Raw genomic sequence first — 21,722 nt, forward strand, 5'->3', positions numbered from 1 at the left:
TACTGCAGGGGGGACCCTGTGGGAGAGTAGGACGCCGCCGAACTAAATTTGATAAAGCCGCAACCCCCGAGCGATTGCTCGGGGGTTGCGGCTTTATTGCGTTCCAGGCGGGGTGCCGCCGCCCCCTCAGAGGCGGCCGGCTGATTTCAGGGAGAGGTACGCGTCCGCGAGAGCGGGGGCCAGTTCGGAGGGGGTCGCGTCCACGACGGAGACGCCGTGGCGGGTGAGCTTCTCCGCGGTACGGAGACGCTCTGCCTTGGCCTGGGCCGCTGAGGCCGCGTTGTACACGGACTCCGTTGTGCCCCGGGCCGCGGCCATCATGTCGACCGCGGGGTCGGCCACAGAGGCGACGATCACCGTGTGGCGTTTCGTCAGGCGGGAGAGGACGGGGAGGAGGCCCTCCTCGACCGGGGCTGCCTCCAGAGACGTAAGAAGGACGATGAGGGAGCGGCGGGGGGCCGTGTGCAGGGCCGTGGCGGTGAGGCCTCGGGCGTCTGTTTCGACCAGCTCGGGCTCCAGGGGGGCCATGGCATTGACCAGGGCCGGGAGGACCTGGCCGGCTGTGCGGCCCTGGACCAGGGCGCGGACGCGGCGGTCGTAGGCCAAGAGGTCGACACGGTCGCCGGCCCGGGAGGCCAGGGCTCCCAGGAGGAGGGCCGCGTCCATCGAGGCGTCCAGGCGCGGTGCGTCGCCGACGCGGCCTGCCGAGGTACGGCCCGTGTCGAGGACCAGCAGGATGTGGCGGTCGCGTTCCGGGCGCCAGGTGCGGACGGCCACCGCCGATTGGCGGGCGGTCGCGCGCCAGTCGATGGAGCGGGTGTCGTCCCCGGGGACGTACTCGCGGAGGCTGTCGAATTCGGTGCCCTCGCCTCTGGTCAACACGCTGGTGCGGCCGTCGAGTTCGCGCAGCCGGGCCAGTTTGGAGGGGAGGTGTTTGCGGCTGTGGAACGGCGGCAGCACACGGACCGTCCAGGGGACGGCGTGGGTTCCCTGGCGGGTGAACAGGCCGAGTGGCCCGTAGGAGCGGACGGTTACGCGGTCCGCCTGGCGGTCGCCTCTGCGGGTGGGCAGCAGGCGGGTCGTGACGCGGCGGCGTTCGCCCGCGGGGATCGTCACGTGGTGGCGGGACGCGTCGTGTTCCGTGCCCGGGAGCCAGGCACTGGGGGCCCACGCGTCGCGCAGGCGCGCGCGGAGGAGGCGGCGCGAGGGGTTGGTGATCGTCAGGGTGACGTCGGCCGGGTCTCCGAGGCGTACGGAGGTGTCGCCCGAGCGGGTCAGGCGTAGTCGGCGTACGGGGGCCGCGAGGGCGAAGTCGCAGGCGCAGGCCAGTGCCAAGGGGGCGTTGACGGCGAGGATGCCCGTCCAGCCGGGCTCCCAGATCCCGATGGGGAGGGAGCCCAGGGCGGCGAGCAGGGCCGTACGTCCGGTGAGGGCCATGTCGTTGTCGTCTCCGGGCCGGTCAGCGGGGGACGGGGACGTGGGTGAGGAGCGCGTTGATGACCGCGTCCGGGGTGACGCCTTCCATCTCTGCCTCCGGGCGGAGCTGGATGCGGTGGCGGAGCGTGGGGAGGGCGAGGGCTTTGACGTCGTCGGGGATGACGTAGTCGCGGCCGGTCAGCCAGGCCCAGGCGCGGGCCGTCGCGAGCAGGGCCGTGGCGCCTCGCGGGGAGACGCCGAGGGTGAGCGACGGGGATTCGCGGGTCGCGCGGCAGATGTCGACCACGTAGGCCGTGATCTCCGGGGAAATCGTGGTCTTCGCGACCGCGGCCCTGGCCGCTTCGAGGTCGGCTGCCGTGGCGACCGGGCGGATGCCGGCCGCGTGCAGGTCACGGGGGTTGAAGCCGGCGGCGTGCCGGGTCAGGACGTCGATCTCGTCCTGGCGGTTGGGCAGGGGGACGTTCAACTTGACGAGGAAGCGGTCCAGTTGGGCCTCGGGGAGAGGGTAGGTGCCCTCGTACTCGACCGGGTTCTGGGTCGCCACCACCATGAACGGCTCGGGGAGCGGGCGCGGGGTGCCGTCGACCGTGATCTGGCGCTCCTCCATGGCTTCCAGGAGGGAGGACTGGGTCTTGGGCGGGGTCCGGTTGATCTCGTCCGCGAGGAGGAGGTTGGTGAAGGCCGGGCCGGGCTGGAAGGAGAAGCGTGAGGTGTGGGTGTCGTAGACCAGCGAGCCCGTGACGTCGCTGGGCATCAGGTCCGGGGTGAACTGGACGCGCTTGGTGTCGAGTTCGAGGGATGCCGCGAGGGCTCGTACGAGAAGCGTTTTCGCTACGCCGGGGACTCCCTCGAGGAGGACGTGGCCGCGGCAGAGCAGGGCCACGACCAGGCCCGTGACGGTGGGGTCCTGGCCGACCACGGCCTTGGCGATCTCGGCGCGCAGGGCCTCCAGGGACGCTCGTGAGCTGCGGGGATCCGTCGTGGGCCCGGCGTTGTCAGTGGTCGGGTCCATCATGAATTCCGTACCTCTCTTTCGAGGGCGTCGAGGTGGTCGGCGAGTGCGATGAGCGCTGCGTCGGAGGTCGGCGCAGGGCCGAAGAGGAGGGTGTGCAAGTCCTGGTCGGGCGTCGGGAGTTGGCGTGCCAGGGCGGGGAGGAAGGTCTCCGGTGAGTGCGCCTGGGACGGGGGGACGCCGATGAGGGGGGCGAGCTTGGTGCGGGTGGAGATACGCAGGGCCGTGGCGGCGCGGTCGCGGGCGTTCGCCTTGCGGTAGAGGCGGGCGCGGCCTTCGACCGTTTCGGAGGCGCGGATCGCGACGGGCAGCCGCTCGGCGACCAGGGGGCCCAGACGGCGTGCGCGCCACAGGGCGGTCAGGGCTGCCGCGATGAAGAGCTGCAGGGTGCCCCAGAGCCAGCCCCTGGGGATCAGGTCGAAGAAGCTGCGGTCGTTCTGTGCGTCGCCGGCCGCGGCGTCGTCGGAGAGGGAGGGGAGGTACCAGACCAGGTGCGGGTGGGTACCGAGGAGTTGGAGAGCGAGCGAGGCGTTGCCCTGCTCGTCGAGGCGGTCGTTGATCAGGATGTCGGGGGAGCCGATGACCACCGTGTCGCCGTCGGTTGTGGTCGAGGGCAGGCGAAGGAGGGTGGGGGAGCCGTCGCTCGGATAGCAGGATTCGGCGTCGGCGAGCTTCGTGTTGTAGCGGTGGCCGCCCGTGTCGGCGGGGCCGGCTCGGCGGGCCGCAGGCAGGGAGCAGGCCGGGGCGAGCGTCGTGTCGGTGCTGGGCTTGGAGTCCGCGGTGACCCCGGGGGCCAGTCGGCCGACGGACGCGGCGCCGGGGGCGACGAGGAGCGTACGGCCGCCGGAGTCTGCGGTCGCGGCCCGCAGTTGCTCCTGCTGGTGCGGGGTGAGCAGGTCGGGGACGGCGACCAGGAGGGTGGTGTCGCGGTCGGTCGCGGCGCGGGCTTCCGCGGTCGTGGTGACCAGGCGGGTGTCGACGCCGTGGTCGGCGAGCAGTTCGGCGACGGCCCGGCTGCCGTACTGGTCGGCGGAGCGCGGGTCGAGCGTGCCGTGCTTCTCTCCGGAGCGGACGGCCGCGATGGCGACGCCGGCGATCAGGAGGAGGACGAGGGCGAGGGCGATGCCGCGCGTGCGGGTCCAGACCTGGCGGGCCGTGGGGGTGACGGAGGTGTCGCCGGAGGCAGGGGCCGGGGGTGGCGGTGCCGTGAGCGTCGTCGAGGCCGCGGCGGGCTGCTGGTCTCCCTGGTTGCCGCTGTCCTGGCGGGAGTTCGAGGTGCGGGGCCGGGTCACCGGGGCGCTCCCGGGGCGGCGGCCAGGGCCGGGGTGGCGCTCTCCACCTCGGTGTCCAGGGCGGCCAGGCGCTGGTACGTGTCCGGGGTGGCGGTGCGGCCGCCGTACGCGACGTCGTCGAAGTCGCGGGCCGCGGCGTGCAGGCGGTCCGCGTGGCCGGGGAGCGGCCGGGCGGCTTCCGAGGCGGCTTCGTCGGCGGTGCGGCCGGGGCGCGGGTCGAGCAGGGCGCGCTCCTCCAGGGAGCGGACAAGGGCGCGCATCCGCTCCTGGACGGCCTGGTTCCAGTGGCCCTGGGCGGCGTGCGCCTCGGCGGCCGCGCGGTGTTCGGCGGCGCTGCGCGGACGGTCGTCGAAGAGCGGGGCCGCCGGGACGGGGGAGCGGCGGGGGGTGCCGAGGCGCCACCACAGGGCGATCGCCACGGCGACGACGGCGATCAGGATCACGACCAGGCCGAGCGTGCCGCCCGGAGTGGCGTCGGAGGCGGCGGAGAACAGCTTGTCGACCCACTCCCAGAACTTGTTCAGGGCGCGTACGAACCAGCTCGGGTCATTCTCGTGGTACGCGGGCTTGGACAGCTCGCGCTCGGCCGCTTCCCGCGCGGGATCACGCGGGATAGTCACCGGTGGCTCGTCGCCGCCGGCGCTCGTCAGCCGGACCGAGGCTCTGAGCACTCCCCCTGGCGCGCTCACCGCATCAGCTCCCCGGGGTGGCGCCGGGGGTGCCGCCGTAGCCCTGCAGGCCCGCGGCGCCGGCGAGTTCGATGTCGAGGGCCTCGCGGCGGATGCGCTGGTCGATGTAGAGCAGCACGGTGACGCCCGCGGTGATCGGGAAGGTGATGGTGGAGCCGACCACGGCGCCGATGCCGCTGATGATCAGGAAGGTCCAGCCCACGTCGCCGCTGCTGTCGAGGAAGCTGCCGAGGCCGTCGCCGCTGACCGTTCCCGCGATGAGGCTGAAGGGGACCAGGATGATCGACGCCACGACACCGGCGATGATCGACGCGAGGATCTGGATGCCGAAGACCCGCCACCACGCGCCGCGGACGAGCTTGGTGGAGCGGCTCATGGCCTTGCGGATGGTCTGCTTCTCCAGCATCAGCGCGGGCGAGGCGAGCGAGAAGCGGATCATCAGCCAGATGGCGACCACGAGTCCGGCGAGGCCGCCGATGACGGCGAGGGCGAGGCCTCCGTTGGACGAGCCGAGTACGGCGACGAGGATGCCGGGGATCGTGCCGACGAAGACGATCGCGGCGGCGATCAGCGGCAGCAGCAGCGTCAGGCCGAGCAGCCGCAGGAGCTGCGGGCGGGCGTCGCGCCAGGCTTCTCCGATGGTGACCGAGCGGCCGAGCACGGCACGGCTGGTGACCGTGGTGAGCAGGGCCGTGGCGACGATCGTGCCGAGCAGCGTGACCACCTGCACCACGCCGGAGCCGATCAGGATCCCGCCCATGGCGCGGGTGACCTCGCCCGCGCTGGCGCTGGGGTCGTCGAGGGCGTCGGTGGTCGAGTCGTCGAGGACGAAGCCCTGGAGGAGGACGACGAGGACTTCGGTGATCACGGCGACGGTGAGCGAGATGCCGAGGACGGTGCGCCAGTACGTGCGCATCGTGGACACCGCGCCGTCGAGGATCTCGCCGACGCCGAGCGGGCGCAGCGGGATGACGCCGGGCTTGGCGGCGGGCGGCGGGCCGCTGCCCCAGGCACCGGGTCCCCAGCCGCCGGGGCTGCCGTAGCCGCCCGGTCCGCCGGGCGGCTGGTTGCCCCAGCCCTGACCGCCCCAGCCCTGGCCGCCCTGGCCGGGAGGTGGCGGCGGCGGTGGCGGGGTCTGGCCGGAGTCGGAATTGGGCGAGCCGGAGGGGGCGGACCACTGGGCGGGCGGTGGCTGTTCCTTGGACCACTGGGGGCCCTGGCCCGCGGTGTCCTGCGGGCCGGCGCCCTGGGCGTCGCCGCCTCCGTCGTCCTGGCGGTTGCCGTCGGGGCCGTCGGAGGGGGCGGATCCGGGCGATGCCCAGCCCGGAGTGTCGTTCATCGTCGCTCCTTCAAGGTGCCCGTCCGCGGTCGCGGCGGCAGGTTGGCTGCCATCGTGCCATGGGGTGGGCGCCAGGTGACCTGGCCCCGTAAGGGCTGGACACCTTCAATTGTCGGGCCTGTACGGGGCAGACTGGGCGGATGGCTGATCAGTACGCGCAATCCGGTGAGGACATACGGCACAGCGAAGACATACAGCCCAAGACTGTCGACCTGTCGGCGATCCGATGGGAGGAACCGGCCGAAGGGCCGGTTCTGGTACTGCTCGACCAGACGCGGCTGCCCGCCGAGGAAGTCGAGTTGGTGTGCACGGACCCGCAGGGTCTGGTGCAGGCGATCCGGTCCCTGGCCGTGCGCGGGGCTCCGCTGCTCGGCATCGCGGGTGCGTACGGGGTGGCGCTCGCGGCGGCCCGTGGGTTCGACGTGCGGGACGCGGCGGACGCGCTGGCGGGGGCGCGGCCCACCGCGGTCAACCTCGGGTACGGCGTGCGCAGGGCGCAGGAGGCGTACCGCGCCGCGCTGGAGAGCGGGCCGGGTGGCGAGGCGGCCGTACGGGAGCGGGCCGCGGCGGCGGCGGCGCTCGCCGCCGCGCGGGCGCTGCATCAGGAAGATGCCGAGGCCAGTGTCAAGATGGCCGGGTACGGGCTGCGGTTGCTCGATGAGCTGCTGCCCGGCGGGAACCACCGCATTCTGACGCACTGCAACACCGGGGCGCTGGTCTCCGGCGGTGAGGGCACCGCCTTCGCCGTGGCGCTCGCCGCGCACCGCATGGGGCAGTTGCGCCGGCTGTGGGTGGACGAGACGCGTCCGCTGTTGCAGGGTGCACGTCTGACCGCTTACGAGGCCGCGCGGCACGGGATGGCGTACACGCTGCTCACGGACAACGCCGCGGGGTCGCTGTTCGCCGCCGGTGAGGTGGACGCGGTGCTCATCGGGGCGGACCGGATCGCCGCCGACGGTTCGGTGGCCAACAAGGTGGGGAGCTATCCGCTCGCCGTGTTGGCGCGCTATCACCACGTGCCGTTCATCGTGGTGGCGCCGGTGACGACCGTGGACCTGGAGACGGCCGACGGTGCGTCCATCGAGGTGGAGCAGCGGGCCGGACACGAAGTGACAGAGGTCACGGCGCCGCAGGCGCCGCTGGCCGGAATGGAGGCAGGAGGCGGGATTCCGGTGGCACCGCTGGGAACGCAGGCGTACAACCCCGCGTTCGACGTGACGCCGGCTGATTTGGTGACGGCAATCGTCACAGAGTGGGGCGTTGTTTCGCCTGTGACAGCTGAGAGCCTGGGTGAGCTGTGTTCCAGGTCACGCCAGGTAACGAGTAGCTAATGGGATGATGTGGTCCATGAAGGGACGAGTCCTTGTCGTCGACGACGACACGGCACTGGCCGAGATGCTCGGCATTGTGCTGCGTGGTGAAGGTTTTGAGCCGTCGTTCGTAGCTGACGGCGACAGGGCGCTGGCCGCTTTCCGTGAGACCAAGCCTGATCTGGTTCTCCTGGACCTGATGCTGCCCGGCAGGGACGGCATCGAGGTGTGCCGCCTGATCAGGGCGGAGTCCGGGGTTCCGATCGTGATGCTCACGGCGAAGAGCGACACCGTCGATGTGGTCGTGGGCCTGGAGTCGGGTGCGGACGACTACATCGTCAAGCCGTTCAAGCCGAAGGAGCTGGTCGCCCGGATCCGGGCGCGGCTGCGGAGGTCGGAGGAGCCCGCCCCCGAGCAGCTGGCCATAGGTGACCTGGTCATCGATGTGGCCGGGCACTCGGTGAAGCGGGACGGGCAGTCGATCGCGCTGACGCCGCTGGAGTTCGACCTGCTGGTCGCTCTCGCGCGCAAGCCGTGGCAGGTGTTCACGCGTGAGGTGCTCCTCGAGCAGGTCTGGGGCTACCGGCACGCCGCGGACACCCGCCTGGTCAACGTGCATGTGCAGCGGCTGCGGTCGAAGGTCGAGAAGGATCCCGAGCGGCCGGAGATCGTGGTGACCGTCCGTGGCGTCGGTTACAAGGCAGGGCCGAGCTGACGTGTCCCGGGACAGTGCCGCTTCGGCGCCCCCCGGCAAGCGGGGGTCTCGCTCGGAGCGGCCTGTGGGACCGGCGGCCGGGCGCGGCTCCTGGCTGCGCCGGGTGACGGACGGCGGGCTGCTGCTCCAGGGCGGGATGAACGGCAGCCCGGTGCTGCGTCTGTTCACCCGCTGGGTGCGGCGCCCGCTGCTGCCCGCGATGCGGCTGTGGCGGCGCAACATCCAGCTGAAGGTCGTCGTCACGACGCTGCTGATGTCGCTCGGTGTGGTGCTGCTGCTCGGCATCGTCGTCATCGGCTCGGTGCGCAACGGATTGCTCGACGCGAAGGTGAAGGCGTCACAGAGCCAGGCCGAGGGCGGATTCCGCGCGGCCAAGGACAAGGCGGACCTGACGGTGACCGGCTCGGGCGGCGGCGCGTCCGAGGAGAGCCGCACCAGTCAGGTCCCCAACAGCTGGCTGAGCGACCTCGTCACACAGCTCTCCAGCGGCGGTAAGGGCGCTTTCGACGTCGTGACGCTCAGTCCTGGTGACACGGACAGCGGCAACGGACGGGGTCCGCGCGGTTCCGGCGGCGTGGTGCCGGACCGCAGTGTGCCCGACGACCTGCGCGCGCGGGTCGACCGGATGACGGGCGCGTCGCAGGAGTACGCGCGGATCATCTACAGCAGCGGCGATTCGCAGCCGGCCCTGGTCATCGGCAAGCGGCTCACCGACCCGCAGGGCCAGGCGTACCAGCTGTACTACCTCTTCCCGCTGACCCAGGAGGAGAAGTCCCTGGGTCTGGTGAAGGGCACCCTCGCGACGGCCGGACTGTTCGTGGTCGTCCTGCTCGGGGCCATCGCGTGGCTCGTCGTGCGGCAGGTCGTCACGCCCGTGCGGATGGCGGCCGGGGTGGCCGAGCGGCTCTCGGCGGGCCGTCTCCAGGAACGTATGAAGGTGACCGGCGAGGACGACATCGCGCGCCTCGGCGAGGCCTTCAACAAGATGGCGCAGAACCTGCATCTGAAGATCCAGCAGCTGGAGGATCTCTCCCGGATGCAGCGGCGGTTCGTGTCCGACGTCAGCCATGAGCTGCGGACGCCGCTGACGACCGTACGGATGGCAGCCGATGTCATTCACGAGGCGCGGGTCGACTTCGATCCGGTGACCGCGCGCTCCGCGGAGCTGCTCGCCGACCAGCTGGACCGGTTCGAGTCGTTGCTGGCCGACCTGTTGGAGATCAGCCGGTTCGACGCCGGCGCTGCGGCGCTGGAAGCCGAGCCGATAGATCTGCGGGAGGTCGTCCGCCGGGTCGTCGGCGGTGCCGAGCCGCTCGCCGAGCGCAAGGGCACGCACGTGCGCGTCGTCGGCGACGAGCAGCCGGTGGTGGCCGAGGCGGACGCCCGGCGCGTGGAGCGCGTCCTGCGCAACCTGGTCGTGAACGCCGTGGAGCACGGTGAGGGCAAGGACGTCGTGGTGCGGCTCGCGGCCGCGGGCGGCGCCGTCGCCGTGGCGGTGCGCGACTACGGGGTCGGGCTCAAGCCGGGCGAGGCGACCCGGGTGTTCAGCCGTTTCTGGCGGGCCGACCCGGCACGCGCGCGTACCACCGGTGGCACCGGGCTTGGCCTGTCGATCGCCCTGGAGGACGCGCGGCTGCACGGCGGCTGGCTGCAGGCGTGGGGCGAGCCGGGCGGTGGCTCGCAGTTCCGGCTCACATTGCCGCGGACGGCCGACGAGCCGCTGCGCGGTTCGCCGATACCGCTGGAGCCGGAGGACTCGCGGCGTGCCCGGGAGTCCGGCGAGGCGGGGCCGGTCGCCGGCGAGGGCAGGAAGCTCGCGACGGTGCCGGCCCAGATACCGCCCCGGCCGGCGCAGGCGCCGATGGCGCCGCGTTTCGCGCAGACCGCGGTGTCCGCCGATCCGACGGCGCTGCCGGGCAACGGCTCGCGCGTGGTGTCCCGCGGCGGCGGTGCGAGCGTGCCGCGGCAGCCGGAGGAGCGAGACGGTGAGGTGGGCCCCGTCGAGCCGGTGGACGCGACGGAGCTCGACGGGAGCGGGCCGGACGGGACGCGCCCCGGTTCCGGCGCGTGGCGGGGTGACGTGGCCGTGGGCGGACGCCGTACCGCGGAAACCGACGAGCGCGGCGAGGGGAGCGACGGCGGTCGTGAGTGAGCAGCAGGCGTCGCGTCGGCGGCGCGCGGTACGGGCCGGTGCGCTGGCCGGGTGCGGTGTGATCGTGCTCGCCGGGTGCGCGTCGATGCCGGACAGCGGTGGGCTCGAATCGGTCGAGGCGTCGCAGCGGCCGGACTCGCAGGTGCGGGTCTTCGCGCTGCCGCCGCGGGACGGTGCCAGCCCCTTGAACGTGGTCGAGGGCTTCCTTGAGGCGCTGACCAGTGACGATCCTTCGTACTCGATGGCGCGTAAGTATCTGACGCCGCAGGCCGCGAAGAGCTGGCGGCCGGAGCACGAGACCGTGGTGCTCGCCGACGGACCGAGCCCGCGGCCGGAGAGCCAGCAGAACGCGGGCAACGAGGGCCGCTCCTTCGTGCTGTCGGGCAGCCAGGTCGCCGCGGTCGACCAGCAGCAGGCCTACCAGCCGAAAGCGAAGCAGTACGAGACGAACCTGCATCTGTCGCTGGTCAAGACCGCCAAGGGAAACCAGTGGCGGATCGACAGCCTGCCGATGGGCGTCGTGCTCGGCAAGAACGACTTCCGGCGCATCTACCAGTCCGTCAACAAGTACTACTACGCGGTGAATTCGGGGGCCGAGGACGGTGCGCCGCAGCGGCAGCTCGTCGCCGATCCCGTCTTCGTACGGCAGTGGACGGACCCGCTGACCGAGACGGTCAAGGAGGTCCTCGCCGGGCCGACACGCTGGCTGGACCGCGGGGTGCGGACGGCGTTCCCGACGGGCGCGGAGCTCAAGGACGGCGTGGAGTCGCTCGCCCCGGACGACGCGAACAAGCTGACGGTGCCGCTGAAGCTGAAGAAGGACGCGGACACGGTCACCATGACCAAATGCAAGGAGATGGCGGCCCAGCTGCTGTTCTCGCTGCGGGACCTGTCGTCGTCGAGCGTGAGCGAGGTCGCGCTCAAGCGCCCCGACGGCAGCCTCATGTGCGCGCTGGACAAGGACGACGCCGACTCCTTCGTGGCGCCGCGCAGGTCCCCCGTCCCGGACGACCAGTACTTCCTCGACAGCAAGGGCCGGCTCGTACGGATGCCCGGGAACAGCCGCTCCGACCAGGACCCCGAGCGGGTGCAGGGGCCGCTCGGCCAGGGCGAGCAGCCCCTTCGCTCCGTGGCGGTCTCGCGCGACCAGGAGCGCGCCGCGGGGGTGTCCAGCGACGGCCGGTCGCTGTACGTGGCGTCGTTCGTCAGCAGCGCCTCCTTGGGTGACGCGCTGGTGCACAGCCAGGCCGCGGACGCGAAGGACGGCCTGTCGACGCCCAGTTGGGACGGGCGCGGGGACCTGTGGGTGGCCGACCGGGACCGGAAGAACCCGCGGCTGCTCGCGTTCGGACAGGGTCTCGGCGACAGGATGCAGGAGGTCTCCGTCGAGGGGCTCGCCGACGACGCCCGGATCGAGACGGTCAAGATGTCCGCCGACGGCCTGCGCATCGCGCTGCTCGTGAAGGAGAAGGGTGCGACGACGCTGCGCATCGGACGCGTCGGGCGGCAGTCCGACGGGAAGGGCGGCGTCGAGCTCTCGGTGGCCGATCTGCGCTCCGCCGCACCCGACATGGAGGATGTCACGGCCGTGTCGTGGGCGGGCGGCAGCCGGCTCGTGGTGGTCGGCCGGGAGGCCGGTGGGCTGCAGCAGATGCGGTACGTGCAGTCCGACGGGTCCACGCCGACCGGGCAGGCCCTGCCGGGGCTGACCCGGGTGAGCGAGATCGCCGCGTCCGAGGACGACAGGTTGCCGCTGCTGGCGCATTCGGACGACGGGATCGTGCGGCTGCCCTCCGGGGCCGCGTGGCAGTCGGTGCTGAAGGACGGGACGGCGCCGGTCTACCCGGGGTAGCGCACTTGTCCCTCCGGGGGCGGGCCCGAGCTGTCCGGGGCGGCGTAGGACGACGGTCGGGGGCTGCGCACGGTCAACCTCCCGGCAGCGCTGCCCAGTTGTCCACAGGGCGTTGTCCACAGGGGTGGCAGCCAGGCGCGCGTGTTGGCACAGTGGTGGATATGCGGGGGTGGTGGCAGGACCTCTCCGACCTGGTGCTGCCGGCCCAATGCGCAGGCTGCGGCAGGTCGCGTACGTCGCTGTGTGCGCGGTGCTCGGCGGCGTTGCGCGGCGACGTGCCCAGCCGGGTGCGGCCACGGCCGGAGCCGCCGGGGCTGCCCGTCGTGCACGCGGCCGCGCCGTACCGGGACGCGGCGCGTGCCGTGCTGCTCGCCCACAAGGAGCGCGGCGCGCTCGGGCTGGCCGGGCCGCTCGGCGTGGCCCTCGCCGGGGCCGTACGGGAAGGGCTGCCCGCACCGGGGCACGGCGGCGGTACGGGGGTCGTGGCGCTGGTCCCCGTGCCCTCCGCGCCCCGGGCCGTGCGGGCGCGCGGGCACGACCCGATGCGGCGGATCGCATACGCGGCGGCGGCCGAGCTGCGCCGCGCGGGCGTGTCCGTCAGGGTGCTGGCCGTCCTGCGGCAGCGGCGTGCGGTGGCCGACCAGGCGGGGCTCGACGCACGGCAGCGGCTCGCGAATGTGACCGGTGCGCTGGAGGCGGTGGGCGCAAGCGTCGGGCTGCTCCGAGAAGTTGGCCGGATTGTGCTGGTCGACGACCTCATGACGACCGGCGCGTCTTTGGTGGAGGCGGCCCGCGCAATACATGTATTGACCCGTTCGGCAGCGGGTAGCGGAGAAGGCGGAGCGGGCCGGGAACGCTCCGCGGCAGAGCCCGGAATGGCGGGCCCTGGCATGGTCGGAGCCGCGGTGATCGCCGCGTCTCCGGATTCCTTCGAAATAAACCGGAACTGACTGAGAATCTACGTCGTTGCAGGTAGAGAGAGGGTTATTTCATCTGGATGGAGGTACGCGCCAGTAGAGGGTGACGACATCCGTCCGGGCGAGATATGTTCGGTTGTGAGGAACTTGGCTGTAAAAGGCAGCCGCCGTACCTCGCATATCGGAATGCCGTGCCATGGGATTGCACAGAGATTCTCGCAATCACCCGGGACGGTGGGGTGGAGATCTTGTCCGTGGGGGAGGAGGAGGTGGACGTCACCGAGTCCGAGGCTCCGGAAGTGGCCGGAGCCTGGTGCAAAAGGGAGAAGCTCCGCCTCAGGAGCGGAGCTATCCGGGAACGGAGTTCTGCGTGGACATCGTCGTCAAGGGCCGCAAGACCGAGGTGCCGGAGCGGTTCCGCAAGCACGTGGCCGAGAAGCTGAAGCTGGACAAGATCCAGAAGCTCGACGGCAAGGTGATCAGCCTCGACGTCGAGGTGTCCAAGGAGCCCAACCCCCGACAGGCCGACCGGTGCGACCGCGTGGAGATCACGCTGCGCACCCGGGGCCCGGTGATCCGGGCGGAAGCCGCGGCCAGCGACCCGTACGCGGCGCTCGACCTCGCCACGGACAAGCTGGACGCACAACTGCGCAAGGAGCACGGCAAGCGGTCGACGCGGCGCGGTACCAAGCGGATCTCGGCGGCCGAGGTCGCCGAGCGCGTCCCGGACGCCGCGACGCTGAACGGGGACGGTTCGATCGCCAGGGACGAGACCGAGGGCGACGGCGTACCGACCACCAAGATGGGATCGCTCGAGGTCCAGGGCGAAGGCCCGCTCATCGTGCGCGAGAAGACGCACGTGGCGGCAGCCATGACACTCGACCAGGCGCTCTACGAGATGGAGCTGGTCGGGCACGACTTCTATCTGTTCGTCGACTCCGAGAGCAAGGAACCCAGCGTCGTCTACCGGCGCCACGCCTACGACTACGGCGTCATCCACCTCAGCACCGATCCCATGGTGACCGACGCCGAGGTGCGCAGCGCCGACGCGGGCGACGCCATCGGCGGCTGAGCCCGCTCGGGCCCGACTGTCCGAAAACCCACTCATCCGGTGCCCCTGGAGTGCGTGTGCGCCCCCGGGGGCACCTTTGTGCGACCCCCCGGTGCACCGCACCGTCGTCGCGCGGGCGCCGCGGCATGAAATCATGGCTGTGCCGGGTCAACCGGCGTGACGGCGCCTCGGGTTGGCGCGGCACAGGAAGACGGGCCACGGCCTTCAGGGGGAGGAACGATGGCGGACAGCTTCGGACCGATGCGGGGCGAGGACGCCGGCGCTGCCGACGGCGCCGGCATGGGACCGGACGCGGGCTCCCCGCGCAAGGAGCCCATCCGGGTCCTTGTGGTCGACGACCACGCACTGTTCCGGCGCGGCCTTGAGATCGTGCTCAAGGCCGAGGAGGACATCCAGGTCGTCGGTGAGGCGGGCGACGGTGCGGAGGCGGTGGACAAGGCGGCCGACCTGCTGCCGGACATCATCCTCATGGACGTCCGGATGCCCAAGAGGGGCGGCATCGAGGCGTGCACCTCCATCAAGGAGGTGGCGCCCAGTGCCAAGATCATCATGCTGACGATCAGCGACGAGGAAGCGGATCTCTACGACGCTATCAAGGCGGGCGCGACCGGCTATCTCCTCAAGGAGATCTCGACCGACGAGGTGGCCACGGCCATTCGCGCGGTGGCCGACGGGCAGTCGCAGATCAGCCCGTCGATGGCGTCCAAACTGCTCACCGAGTTCAAGTCGATGATCCAGCGCACCGACGAGCGCCGGCTCGTGCCCGCGCCCCGGCTGACCGACCGGGAGCTGGAAGTGCTCAAGCTCGTCGCCACCGGAATGAACAACCGGGACATCGCCAAGGAACTGTTCATCTCGGAGAACACCGTGAAGAACCACGTGCGCAACATCCTGGAGAAGCTGCAGTTGCACTCCCGGATGGAAGCCGTCGTCTACGCGATGCGCGAGAAGATCCTCGAGATCCAATAGCCGCGGCGGCACTCGGCAGACGCGCTCAGGTGAGTGCCTTCACCAGGGCCGGCTTGAGCTCCGCCGCGTCCACGCGCTCCACCCGTACGCTGTCGCAGCCGACCCAGGCCGCCGCCTCCAGCAGGGCTTCCGCCACGGCCTGGACCGCCTTCGGGCCGTCCAGCGAGACCTGTCTGGCGATGAGTGTGCTGCCCTCGCGGGCGGGGTCGACACGGCCCACCAGACGGCCGCCGGCCAGGACCGGCATCGCGAAGTAGCCGTGGATCCGCTTCGGCTTGGGGACGTACGCCTCCAGACGGTGGGTGAAACCGAAGATCCGCTCCGTGCGCGCCCGCTCCCAGACCAGGGAGTCGAACGGCGACAGGAGCGTGGTGCGGTGGCGGCCGCGCGGTGTCGACGCCAGCGCCGCCGGATCGGCCCAGGCCGGCTTGGACCAGCCCTGGACCGTCACCGGGACCAGTCCGGTGGCCTCGACCACCGCGTCGAACTGCTCGCTCTTCAGACGGTGGTAGTCCGCGATGTCCGCGCGGGTGCCGACGCCCAGCGCCTCGCCCGCCTGGCGGACCAGACGGCGCACGCACTCCCGGTCGTCGATGTCGTCATGGAGCAGTTCGGCGGGGATCGCGCGCTCCGCCAGGTCGTAGACCCGCTTCCAGCCGCGGCGCTCGACGCACACCACCTCGCCGTACATCAGCGCGCGCTCGACGGCGATCTTCGACTCCGACCAGTCCCACCACTCGCCCTTGTTCTTCGCGCCGCCCAGCTCGGTCGCGGTGAGCGGGCCCTCGGCGCGCAGCTGCTTGATCACCTGCTCGTACGCCCCGTCGGGCAGGTCGTGGTGCCAGTGCGGGCGGGTGCGGTAGGCGCGGCGGCGGAACGCGAAGTGCGGCCACTCCTCGACCGGCAGGATGCACGCCGCGTGCGACCAGTACTCGAAAGCGTGACCGTCGCTCCAGTACGCCGACTCGACCTTCTTGCGGCCGACCGCGCCCAGACGCGCGTACGGAATCAGCTCGTGGGAGCGGGCCAGCACCGAGATCGTGTCGAGCTGGACCGCGCCGAGGTGGCGCAGCACGCCACGGACCCCGCCCCTGCGGTCCGGGGCGCCGAGGAAGCCCTGGGCGCGCAGCGCGATGCGGCGGGCTTCGTCGGCGGACAGATCGGCGGCGGGACGCGGCAAGGTCGTCATGTCCGAACGATAAGGCCGGGCACTGACAGTCAGGCGGGCATCGGCAGGTAGGGCAGGGGGCACGGCAGGCCCAGGTCCGAGGGGAGCAGGGCGCCGATCCAGCAGTCGCGCAGCACTCCCTTGTTGAGCAGGCCCGAGCGCAGCACGCCCTCTATCGTGAAACCGGCTTTCTCGGCGACCGCACGCGAGCCCACGTTGCCCACTTCGGCCCGCCACTCCAGGCGCGTACAGGCGAGGTCGGTGAAGGCCCAGCGGGCCAGGCCGAGGGCGGCTTCCCGCATGTAGCCGCGGCCGCGGTGCTCCTTGGCGGTCCAGAAGCCGATCTCCCAGGCGCCCGCGCGCGGGTGGTGCAGCGAGATCGCGCCGAGGACCGGGCCGTACTCCTCGGTGCGCAGGGCGAACGTGTACTCGGTGTCGGTGCGCCAGCCGTCCGCGACCATGCGCAGCACGAAGTATTCCGCGTCCACGCGCGCGTACGGCGAGGGGACCGGGACCCAGCGCTGGATCTCGGGATCCTGGACCGCCGCCCACACCTCGTCGATGTCGGCGGGCACGAATGTGCGCAGTTGCAGGCGGCCGGTGGTCAGCGTCACGGGGTCCATCGCCCGATTGTGCTCGGCGTCATGGAGGGATGTCACCACTTTTCGTGTCCCTTACCGGCACCTTCCGAGGGCCCTGTCCGTTGGACCTCACGGCAGACCTCCCGGCGCGGTGGGGTCCTCGCATACGATGGCCGTTGCTCAGGCTGTCGCTTGAGTAACCGACCGTGCCAGGCCCGACCGGCAAGGAGACCAACCGCGTGTCCGTCCTCCAGAAGATCATGCGTGCAGGCGAAGGCAAGATCCTGCGCAAGCTGCACCGCATCGCGGACCAGGTCAACTCCATCGAAGAGGACTTCGAGAGTCTCTCCGACGCCGAGCTGCGCGCCCTGACGGATGAGTACAAGCAGCGCTTCGAGGACGGCGAGTCCCTCGACGACCTGCTGCCCGAGGCCTTCGCGACGGTGCGTGAGGCCGCCAGGCGCGTCCTGGGCCAGCGTCCCTACGACGTCCAGCTGATGGGCGGCGCCGCACTCCACCTCGGTTACGTGGCCGAGATGAAGACCGGTGAGGGCAAGACCCTGGTCGGCACGTTGCCGACGTACTTGAACGCGCTGTCCGGCAAGGGCGTCCACCTGATCACGGTGAACGACTACCTGGCCGAGCGCGACTCCGAGATGATGGGCCGCGTCCACAAGTTCCTGGGACTGAGCGTCGGCTGCATCCTGGCGAACATGACGCCGGCGCAGCGCCGCGAGCAGTACAACTGCGACATCACCTACGGCACGAACAACGAGTTCGGCTTCGACTACCTGCGCGACAACATGGCGTGGTCGCAGGACGAGCTCGTCCAGCGCGGCCACAACTTCGCGGTGGTCGACGAGGTCGACTCCATCCTCGTCGACGAGGCCCGTACGCCGCTGATCATCTCCGGCCCCGCCGACCAGGCCACCAAGTGGTACGGCGACTTCGCCAAGCTCGTCACGCGCCTCAAGAAGGGCGAGGCGGGCAACCAGCTGAAGGGCATCGAGGAGACCGGCGACTACGAGGTCGACGAGAAGAAGCGCACCGTCGCCATCCACGAGCCCGGCGTCGCCAAGGTCGAGGACTGGCTGGGCATCGACAACCTCTACGAGTCGGTGAACACCCCGCTCGTGGGGTACCTGAACAACGCCATCAAGGCCAAGGAACTCTTCAAGAAGGACAAGGACTACGTCGTCATCGACGGCGAAGTCATGATCGTCGACGAGCACACCGGCCGTATCCTCGCCGGCCGCCGCTACAACGAGGGCATGCACCAGGCGATCGAGGCGAAGGAAGGGGTGGACATCAAGGATGAGAACCAGACCCTGGCGACCATCACCCTCCAGAACTTCTTCCGCCTCTACGGCAAGCTCTCCGGCATGACCGGTACGGCGATGACCGAGGCCGCCGAGTTCCACCAGATCTACAAGCTGGGCGTCGTGCCGATCCCGACGAACAAGCCGATGGTCCGCAAGGACCAGGCCGACCTGATCTACCGCACCGAGGTCGCCAAGTTCGACGCGGTCGTCGACGACATCGCGGAGAAGCACGAGAAGGGCCAGCCGATCCTCGTCGGTACGACGTCGGTCGAGAAGTCCGAGTACCTCTCGCAGCAGCTCAGCAAGCGCGGCATCCAGCACGAGGTGCTCAACGCCAAGCAGCACGACCGTGAGGCGCCGATCATCGCCCAGGCCGGCCGCAAGGGCGCCGTCACCGTCGCCACGAACATGGCCGGCCGTGGTACCGACATCAAGCTCGGCGGCAACCCGGACGACCTCGCCGAGGCCGAGCTGCGCCAGGCGGGCCTCGACCCCGTCGAGCACGTCGAGGAGTGGGCCGCGGCCCTGCCCGCCGCCCTGGAGAAGGCCGAGCTGGCCGTCAAGGCGGAGTTCGAAGAGGTCAAGGACCTGGGCGGGCTGTACGTCCTTGGTACCGAGCGGCACGAGTCGCGGCGTATCGACAACCAGCTGCGCGGTCGTTCCGGCCGTCAGGGCGACCCCGGCGAGTCGCGGTTCTACCTCTCGCTCGGCGACGACCTGATGCGGCTCTTCAAGGCGCAGATGGTCGAGCGCGTCATGTCGATGGCGAACGTGCCGGACGACGTGCCGATCGAGAACAAGATGGTCACCCGCGCCATCGCCTCCGCCCAGTCGCAGGTCGAGCAGCAGAACTTCGAGACGCGTAAGAACGTCCTGAAGTACGACGAGGTGCTCAACCGCCAGCGCGAGGTCATCTACGGCGAGCGCCGCCGCGTCCTGGAGGGCGAGGACCTGCAGGAGCAGGTCGTGCACTTCATGGACGACACCATCGACGAGTACATCGGCGCCGAGACCGCCGAGGGCTTCGCCGAGGAGTGGGACCTCGACCGGCTGTGGGGCGCCTTCAAGCAGCTCTACCCGATCAAGGTGACGGTGGAGGAGCTGGAGGAGGAGGCCGGTGACCGGGCCGGTCTGACCGCCGAGTTCATCGCCGAGGCCGTCAAGGACGACATCCACGCGCAGTACGAGGAGCGCGGGGAGCAGCTCGGCGCCGAGATCATGCGTGAGCTGGAGCGGCGTGTGGTCCTCTCCGTGCTCGACCGCAAGTGGCGCGAGCACCTCTACGAGATGGACTACCTCCAGGAGGGCATCGGCCTGCGCGCCATGGCGCAGAAGGACCCGCTGGTCGAGTACCAGCGCGAGGGCTTCGACATGTTCACCGCCATGATGGAGGGCATCAAGGAGGAGTCCGTCGGCTACCTGTTCAACCTGGAGGTCCAGGTCGAGCAGCAGGTCGAGGAGGTCCCGGTCGAGGACGCGGCGCCCACCACGTCGCTCGACAAGGAGGACGCGATCCCGGCGCAGGCCGGCTCCCGTCCGGAGATCCGGGCCAAGGGCCTGGACGCTCCGCAGCGGCCCGACCGGCTGCACTTCCAGGCGCCGAACGCCGAGGGCGGCGTCGACGAGGGTGACTTCCTGACCGAGGACGGGCCGGCGCGGTCCGAGTCGGACGGGCTGACCCGGGCCGAGCGCAGGAAGCAGTCGAAGGGCCGTCGTCGCAAGAAGTGACAGTCGCTTTTTGAGGGGCGTTTCCTGAAGGGCGCATTTTCTGGGAAGGACCGGGCACGGTGTGCCCGGTCCTTCCTTTGTCTCAGCTGCCTTTTCAGAACGTGTCCCGGGGCGGGCGGCCGTCCAGTTCCACCGCTGTGACGCGCCAGCGATGGTCGTGGGAGAGGTGGAGGCGAAAGGCCAGGGCGTGCAGGCGGGGGCCCGCGGTGATGCGGGCGAAGACCTCGTAGGTGCCGGTCGACGGTTCGAAATGGCCGATGCGGTGGATCGTCGGGCGGGGACCCCCGGTGCCGAGAGGACGCCGGGCCACCAGCCACAGGAGGTCGTCGTAGGCCTGGTTCGCGGTGTGGCGGGCGAACCAGTACGGGGGCTTGTGGCCGGACAGGACCAGGAGCAGGCGCTGCGTGAAGAGCTCGGTCGGGTGCGGCGGGGCCTGCGGCGGCACCCGGTGGTCGGCCGGGCGCCGGGAGTCCCGGCGGGTCGGGGGCCGGGTGGTTCCGCGGGGCCCCCGCCTGGTCATCACCTTCTGCATGTCGCCTCCGGATACCAGTCGGTAACTCTGTGTGGGGATCTTGTACGGGCTCCGGCGAGGCCCGCGCAAGAGAGGACGGAGCCGGTCGGGCAGGGGCGGGGAGTTCACCTATCCGGGTGGCCGGGCGGCGGACGGGCCGGTGATCGGGCGGGCGTGGCGAGTGGCCGGGGTCGGCCCCGTTGACGTGCGTGCGAGGGGCGGTCGGCAGTCCGAAGGGGGACTCCCGCACGTATCCTGAAGGCCCCGTTCGACCATGAGCACGGCTCCGACCGACCGTGAGCACGGCTCCGAAGACGACGAAAGCGGCCCGTCATGCGCGTGTACGTACCTCTGTCCCTGCCCCGCCTCGCAGAGGCGTACAAGGTGGGCGAGCTGGGGCCCGCGCCGCTGACCGCCTACGCCGTGACGCCCGCACTGCGCGAGTGGTACCTCTCCGACGACATCGAGGAACTGGAGTACGCGGCCCTCAACCGCGCCGCGCTGGCCTCGCTGCGACTGCTCGCCGGGGAGCCCGACGCGGCGCGGCGGCGGGTCGTCCTCGCCGTGGACGTGGCGGACAAGGCGGCCGTCGTCGACCCCGACAGCGGGCTCGACCCGACCGCGCTCGGCGAGGTGTCCGTGCGCGAGACCGTGCGGCTGGCCAAGGCCGCCGCCGTGCACGTGGACGCGGACGACGCCGAGGCCGACGTCACCGCCGCGGCGGCCGCGCTCGGCGCCGCCGACCACGGGGACGACGACGCGCAGTTCGTGGTGGACGGGGCCGAGGACCACGAGCTGCTGTGGTTCGCCACGCAGGAGATCGCGAACCTGGTGGGCCGCGGGTACTGAGGTGGTGCGGAACCAGGGCATGTGGCGCCCCGGAGCGCGAGGGGTACGTTCTCTCGCATGGGGAAGCACATAGCCGTGGCGCACATCGTCTGGGACTGGAACGGGACCCTGTTCCACGACAACGACGCGATCATCCGCGCCACCAACGCGGCCTTCGAGGAGATCGGGCTCGCCCCGATCACGTTGGAGAAGTACCGCGCGCTGTACTGCGTGCCGGTGCCCAAGTTCTACGAGCGGCTGATGGGACGGCTGCCCACCGCCGCCGAGTGGGACGTGATGGACGAGGCGTTCCATCGGCAGTACGCACTGCACTCCGTGGCGTGCGGGCTCGCCGAGGGCGTGGATCTGCTGCTCGCCGGATGGCAGGACGCCGGGCGCAGCCAGTCCATCCTGAGCATGTACGGGCATGAGGAACTGGTGCCGTTGGTGCGGCAGTTGGGGATCACCGAGCGGTTCGTCCGGGTCGACGGCCGGACCGGGCCCTCCGGCGGCAGCAAGGCCGAGCACATGGTGCGGCACCTGGGCGCGCTGCGGGGTGTGGCGCCGGAGCGGACCGTCGTGATCGGGGACGCCGCGGACGATGCCGTCGCCGCGCTGGGCGCGGGCGCGCGGGCCGTGCTCTACACGGGCGGTTCGCACAGCCGGGCCAGCCTCGAAGGGGTGGGGGCGCCCGTCGTGGACACGCTCGCGGAGGCGGTGCGCGAGGCGGAACGGATCGTCGCGGCGGCCTGAAGCGCGTCGTGTCCGTCCCCTTGTCCCTGCTGGTGGCCACTGCTCTCTACCTCACGGCCGGCGTCCCCGGGGCTT

The 21,722-nt window shown here is 71.2% G+C and carries 18 protein-coding genes; 10 read left to right on the forward strand and 8 right to left on the reverse strand.

Annotated features, from left to right (window positions below; translation table 11 throughout):
- Nucleotides 1-126: 126 nt before the first annotated feature.
- From AB0J02_RS40400 to AB0J02_RS40420, 5 genes are read right to left on the reverse strand one after another with little or no spacing between them, the layout of a single operon-like run.
- On the reverse strand, nt 127-1,437 hold the full coding sequence (locus tag AB0J02_RS40400; protein WP_363198906.1) for a DUF58 domain-containing protein: 1,311 nt from the start codon (nt 1,435-1,437) through the stop codon (nt 127-129).
- 22 nt (nt 1,438-1,459) lie between these two features.
- Nucleotides 1,460-2,452: a MoxR family ATPase gene (locus AB0J02_RS40405; protein WP_363198907.1), complete on the reverse strand. Its 993-nt coding sequence runs from the start codon at nt 2,450-2,452 to the stop codon at nt 1,460-1,462.
- Nucleotides 2,449-3,741 (reverse strand): DUF4350 domain-containing protein, encoded by a 1,293-nt coding sequence (locus AB0J02_RS40410; RefSeq protein WP_363198908.1) that lies wholly within the window; start codon nt 3,739-3,741, stop codon nt 2,449-2,451. Before AB0J02_RS40410 ends, AB0J02_RS40405 begins: the two co-directional genes overlap by 4 nt.
- Nucleotides 3,738-4,412, reverse strand: a complete 675-nt coding sequence (locus AB0J02_RS40415) for a DUF4129 domain-containing protein (RefSeq protein WP_363198943.1) — start codon at nt 4,410-4,412, stop codon at nt 3,738-3,740. The genes AB0J02_RS40410 and AB0J02_RS40415 overlap by 4 nt, the downstream gene beginning before the upstream one ends.
- 22 nt (nt 4,413-4,434) lie before the next feature.
- Nucleotides 4,435-5,769: a glycerophosphoryl diester phosphodiesterase membrane domain-containing protein gene (locus AB0J02_RS40420; protein ID WP_363198909.1), complete on the reverse strand. Its 1,335-nt coding sequence runs from the start codon at nt 5,767-5,769 to the stop codon at nt 4,435-4,437.
- Nucleotides 5,770-5,909: 140 nt separating this feature from the next.
- Here AB0J02_RS40420 and mtnA point away from each other — a divergent pair, with 140 nt between their 5' ends.
- The 7 genes from mtnA to AB0J02_RS40455 all read left to right on the forward strand — a co-directional run bounded on the left by mtnA (nt 5,910) and on the right by AB0J02_RS40455 (nt 14,756).
- Nucleotides 5,910-7,100: an S-methyl-5-thioribose-1-phosphate isomerase gene (gene mtnA / locus AB0J02_RS40425; protein ID WP_363198910.1), complete on the forward strand. Its 1,191-nt coding sequence runs from the start codon at nt 5,910-5,912 to the stop codon at nt 7,098-7,100.
- 4 nt (nt 7,101-7,104) lie between these two features.
- Nucleotides 7,105-7,794, forward strand: a complete 690-nt coding sequence (gene mtrA / locus AB0J02_RS40430; protein ID WP_363198911.1) for a two-component system response regulator MtrA — start codon at nt 7,105-7,107, stop codon at nt 7,792-7,794.
- A gap of 1 nt (nt 7,795) precedes the next feature.
- Entirely contained in the window at nt 7,796-9,946 is a 2,151-nt protein-coding gene (gene mtrB, locus AB0J02_RS40435; RefSeq protein ID WP_363198912.1) for an MtrAB system histidine kinase MtrB, read from the forward strand.
- An 85-nt stretch (nt 9,947-10,031) separates the two neighbouring features.
- Nucleotides 10,032-11,798, forward strand: coding sequence for an LpqB family beta-propeller domain-containing protein (locus AB0J02_RS40440; RefSeq protein WP_363198944.1), 1,767 nt, complete (start codon nt 10,032-10,034; stop codon nt 11,796-11,798).
- Between the two features lie 161 nt (nt 11,799-11,959).
- Nucleotides 11,960-12,748, forward strand: coding sequence for a ComF family protein (locus tag AB0J02_RS40445; protein ID WP_363198913.1), 789 nt, complete (start codon nt 11,960-11,962; stop codon nt 12,746-12,748).
- Nucleotides 12,749-13,085: 337 nt separating this feature from the next.
- Nucleotides 13,086-13,787: a ribosome-associated translation inhibitor RaiA gene (gene raiA, locus AB0J02_RS40450; protein WP_363198914.1), complete on the forward strand. Its 702-nt coding sequence runs from the start codon at nt 13,086-13,088 to the stop codon at nt 13,785-13,787.
- A 219-nt stretch (nt 13,788-14,006) separates the two neighbouring features.
- Nucleotides 14,007-14,756 carry a response regulator transcription factor gene (locus AB0J02_RS40455; protein WP_363198915.1) on the forward strand — a complete coding sequence of 250 codons (750 nt, stop codon included), beginning with the start codon at nt 14,007-14,009 and terminating at the stop codon, nt 14,754-14,756.
- Nucleotides 14,757-14,781: 25 nt separating this feature from the next.
- Here the strand turns inward: AB0J02_RS40455 and AB0J02_RS40460 are convergent, their stop codons facing one another.
- Together AB0J02_RS40460 and AB0J02_RS40465 are read right to left on the reverse strand one after the other, a co-directional pair.
- Nucleotides 14,782-15,945, reverse strand: coding sequence for a crosslink repair DNA glycosylase YcaQ family protein (locus AB0J02_RS40460; RefSeq protein ID WP_363198916.1), 1,164 nt, complete (start codon nt 15,943-15,945; stop codon nt 14,782-14,784).
- 29 nt (nt 15,946-15,974) lie between these two features.
- Nucleotides 15,975-16,547, reverse strand: a complete 573-nt coding sequence (locus AB0J02_RS40465) for a GNAT family N-acetyltransferase (protein WP_363198917.1) — start codon at nt 16,545-16,547, stop codon at nt 15,975-15,977.
- Between the two features lie 197 nt (nt 16,548-16,744).
- On the opposite strand from AB0J02_RS40465, the gene secA reads away from it, so the two are divergent.
- Complete coding sequence (gene secA / locus AB0J02_RS40470; RefSeq protein WP_363198918.1) at nt 16,745-19,555, forward strand: preprotein translocase subunit SecA; 2,811 nt, start codon at nt 16,745-16,747, stop codon at nt 19,553-19,555.
- Between the two features lie 94 nt (nt 19,556-19,649).
- Here the strand turns inward: secA and AB0J02_RS40475 are convergent, their stop codons facing one another.
- Nucleotides 19,650-20,087, reverse strand: a complete 438-nt coding sequence (locus tag AB0J02_RS40475) for an Rv3235 family protein (protein ID WP_363198919.1) — start codon at nt 20,085-20,087, stop codon at nt 19,650-19,652.
- A gap of 312 nt (nt 20,088-20,399) precedes the next feature.
- Between AB0J02_RS40475 and AB0J02_RS40480 the strand changes: the two genes are divergently transcribed.
- Both AB0J02_RS40480 and AB0J02_RS40485 read left to right on the forward strand, forming a co-directional pair.
- A complete protein-coding gene (locus tag AB0J02_RS40480) occupies nt 20,400-20,915 on the forward strand; it encodes a hypothetical protein (RefSeq protein ID WP_363198920.1) in 516 nt (171 codons plus the stop codon).
- 57 nt (nt 20,916-20,972) lie between these two features.
- Nucleotides 20,973-21,647, forward strand: a complete 675-nt coding sequence (locus tag AB0J02_RS40485) for an HAD hydrolase-like protein (RefSeq protein ID WP_363198921.1) — start codon at nt 20,973-20,975, stop codon at nt 21,645-21,647.
- The last annotated feature ends 75 nt before the right edge of the window (nt 21,648-21,722 follow it).

The organism is Streptomyces sp. NPDC050264 (genome assembly GCF_040655895.1).
Taxonomy (GTDB): Bacteria; Actinomycetota; Actinomycetes; order Streptomycetales; family Streptomycetaceae; genus Streptomyces.

Bases quoted from the DNA above. Each gene is read 5' to 3' on its own strand.
- AB0J02_RS40400 (WP_363198906.1), bottom strand. From the start codon at position 1,437: ATGGCCCTCACCGGACGTACGGCCCTGCTCGCCGCCCTGGGCTCCCTC.
- AB0J02_RS40405 (WP_363198907.1), bottom strand. From the start codon at position 2,452: ATGATGGACCCGACCACTGACAACGCCGGGCCCACGACGGATCCCCGC.
- AB0J02_RS40420 (WP_363198909.1), bottom strand. From the start codon at position 5,769: ATGAACGACACTCCGGGCTGGGCATCGCCCGGATCCGCCCCCTCCGAC.
- mtnA (WP_363198910.1), top strand. From the start codon at position 5,910: ATGGCTGATCAGTACGCGCAATCCGGTGAGGACATACGGCACAGCGAA.
- mtrA (WP_363198911.1), top strand. From the start codon at position 7,105: ATGATGTGGTCCATGAAGGGACGAGTCCTTGTCGTCGACGACGACACG.
- AB0J02_RS40440 (WP_363198944.1), top strand. From the start codon at position 10,032: ATGCCGGACAGCGGTGGGCTCGAATCGGTCGAGGCGTCGCAGCGGCCG.
- AB0J02_RS40445 (WP_363198913.1), top strand. From the start codon at position 11,960: ATGCGGGGGTGGTGGCAGGACCTCTCCGACCTGGTGCTGCCGGCCCAA.
- AB0J02_RS40455 (WP_363198915.1), top strand. From the start codon at position 14,007: ATGGCGGACAGCTTCGGACCGATGCGGGGCGAGGACGCCGGCGCTGCC.
- AB0J02_RS40460 (WP_363198916.1), bottom strand. From the start codon at position 15,945: ATGACGACCTTGCCGCGTCCCGCCGCCGATCTGTCCGCCGACGAAGCC.
- AB0J02_RS40465 (WP_363198917.1), bottom strand. From the start codon at position 16,547: ATGGACCCCGTGACGCTGACCACCGGCCGCCTGCAACTGCGCACATTC.
- AB0J02_RS40475 (WP_363198919.1), bottom strand. From the start codon at position 20,087: ATGCAGAAGGTGATGACCAGGCGGGGGCCCCGCGGAACCACCCGGCCC.
- AB0J02_RS40480 (WP_363198920.1), top strand. From the start codon at position 20,400: ATGCGCGTGTACGTACCTCTGTCCCTGCCCCGCCTCGCAGAGGCGTAC.
- AB0J02_RS40485 (WP_363198921.1), top strand. From the start codon at position 20,973: ATGGGGAAGCACATAGCCGTGGCGCACATCGTCTGGGACTGGAACGGG.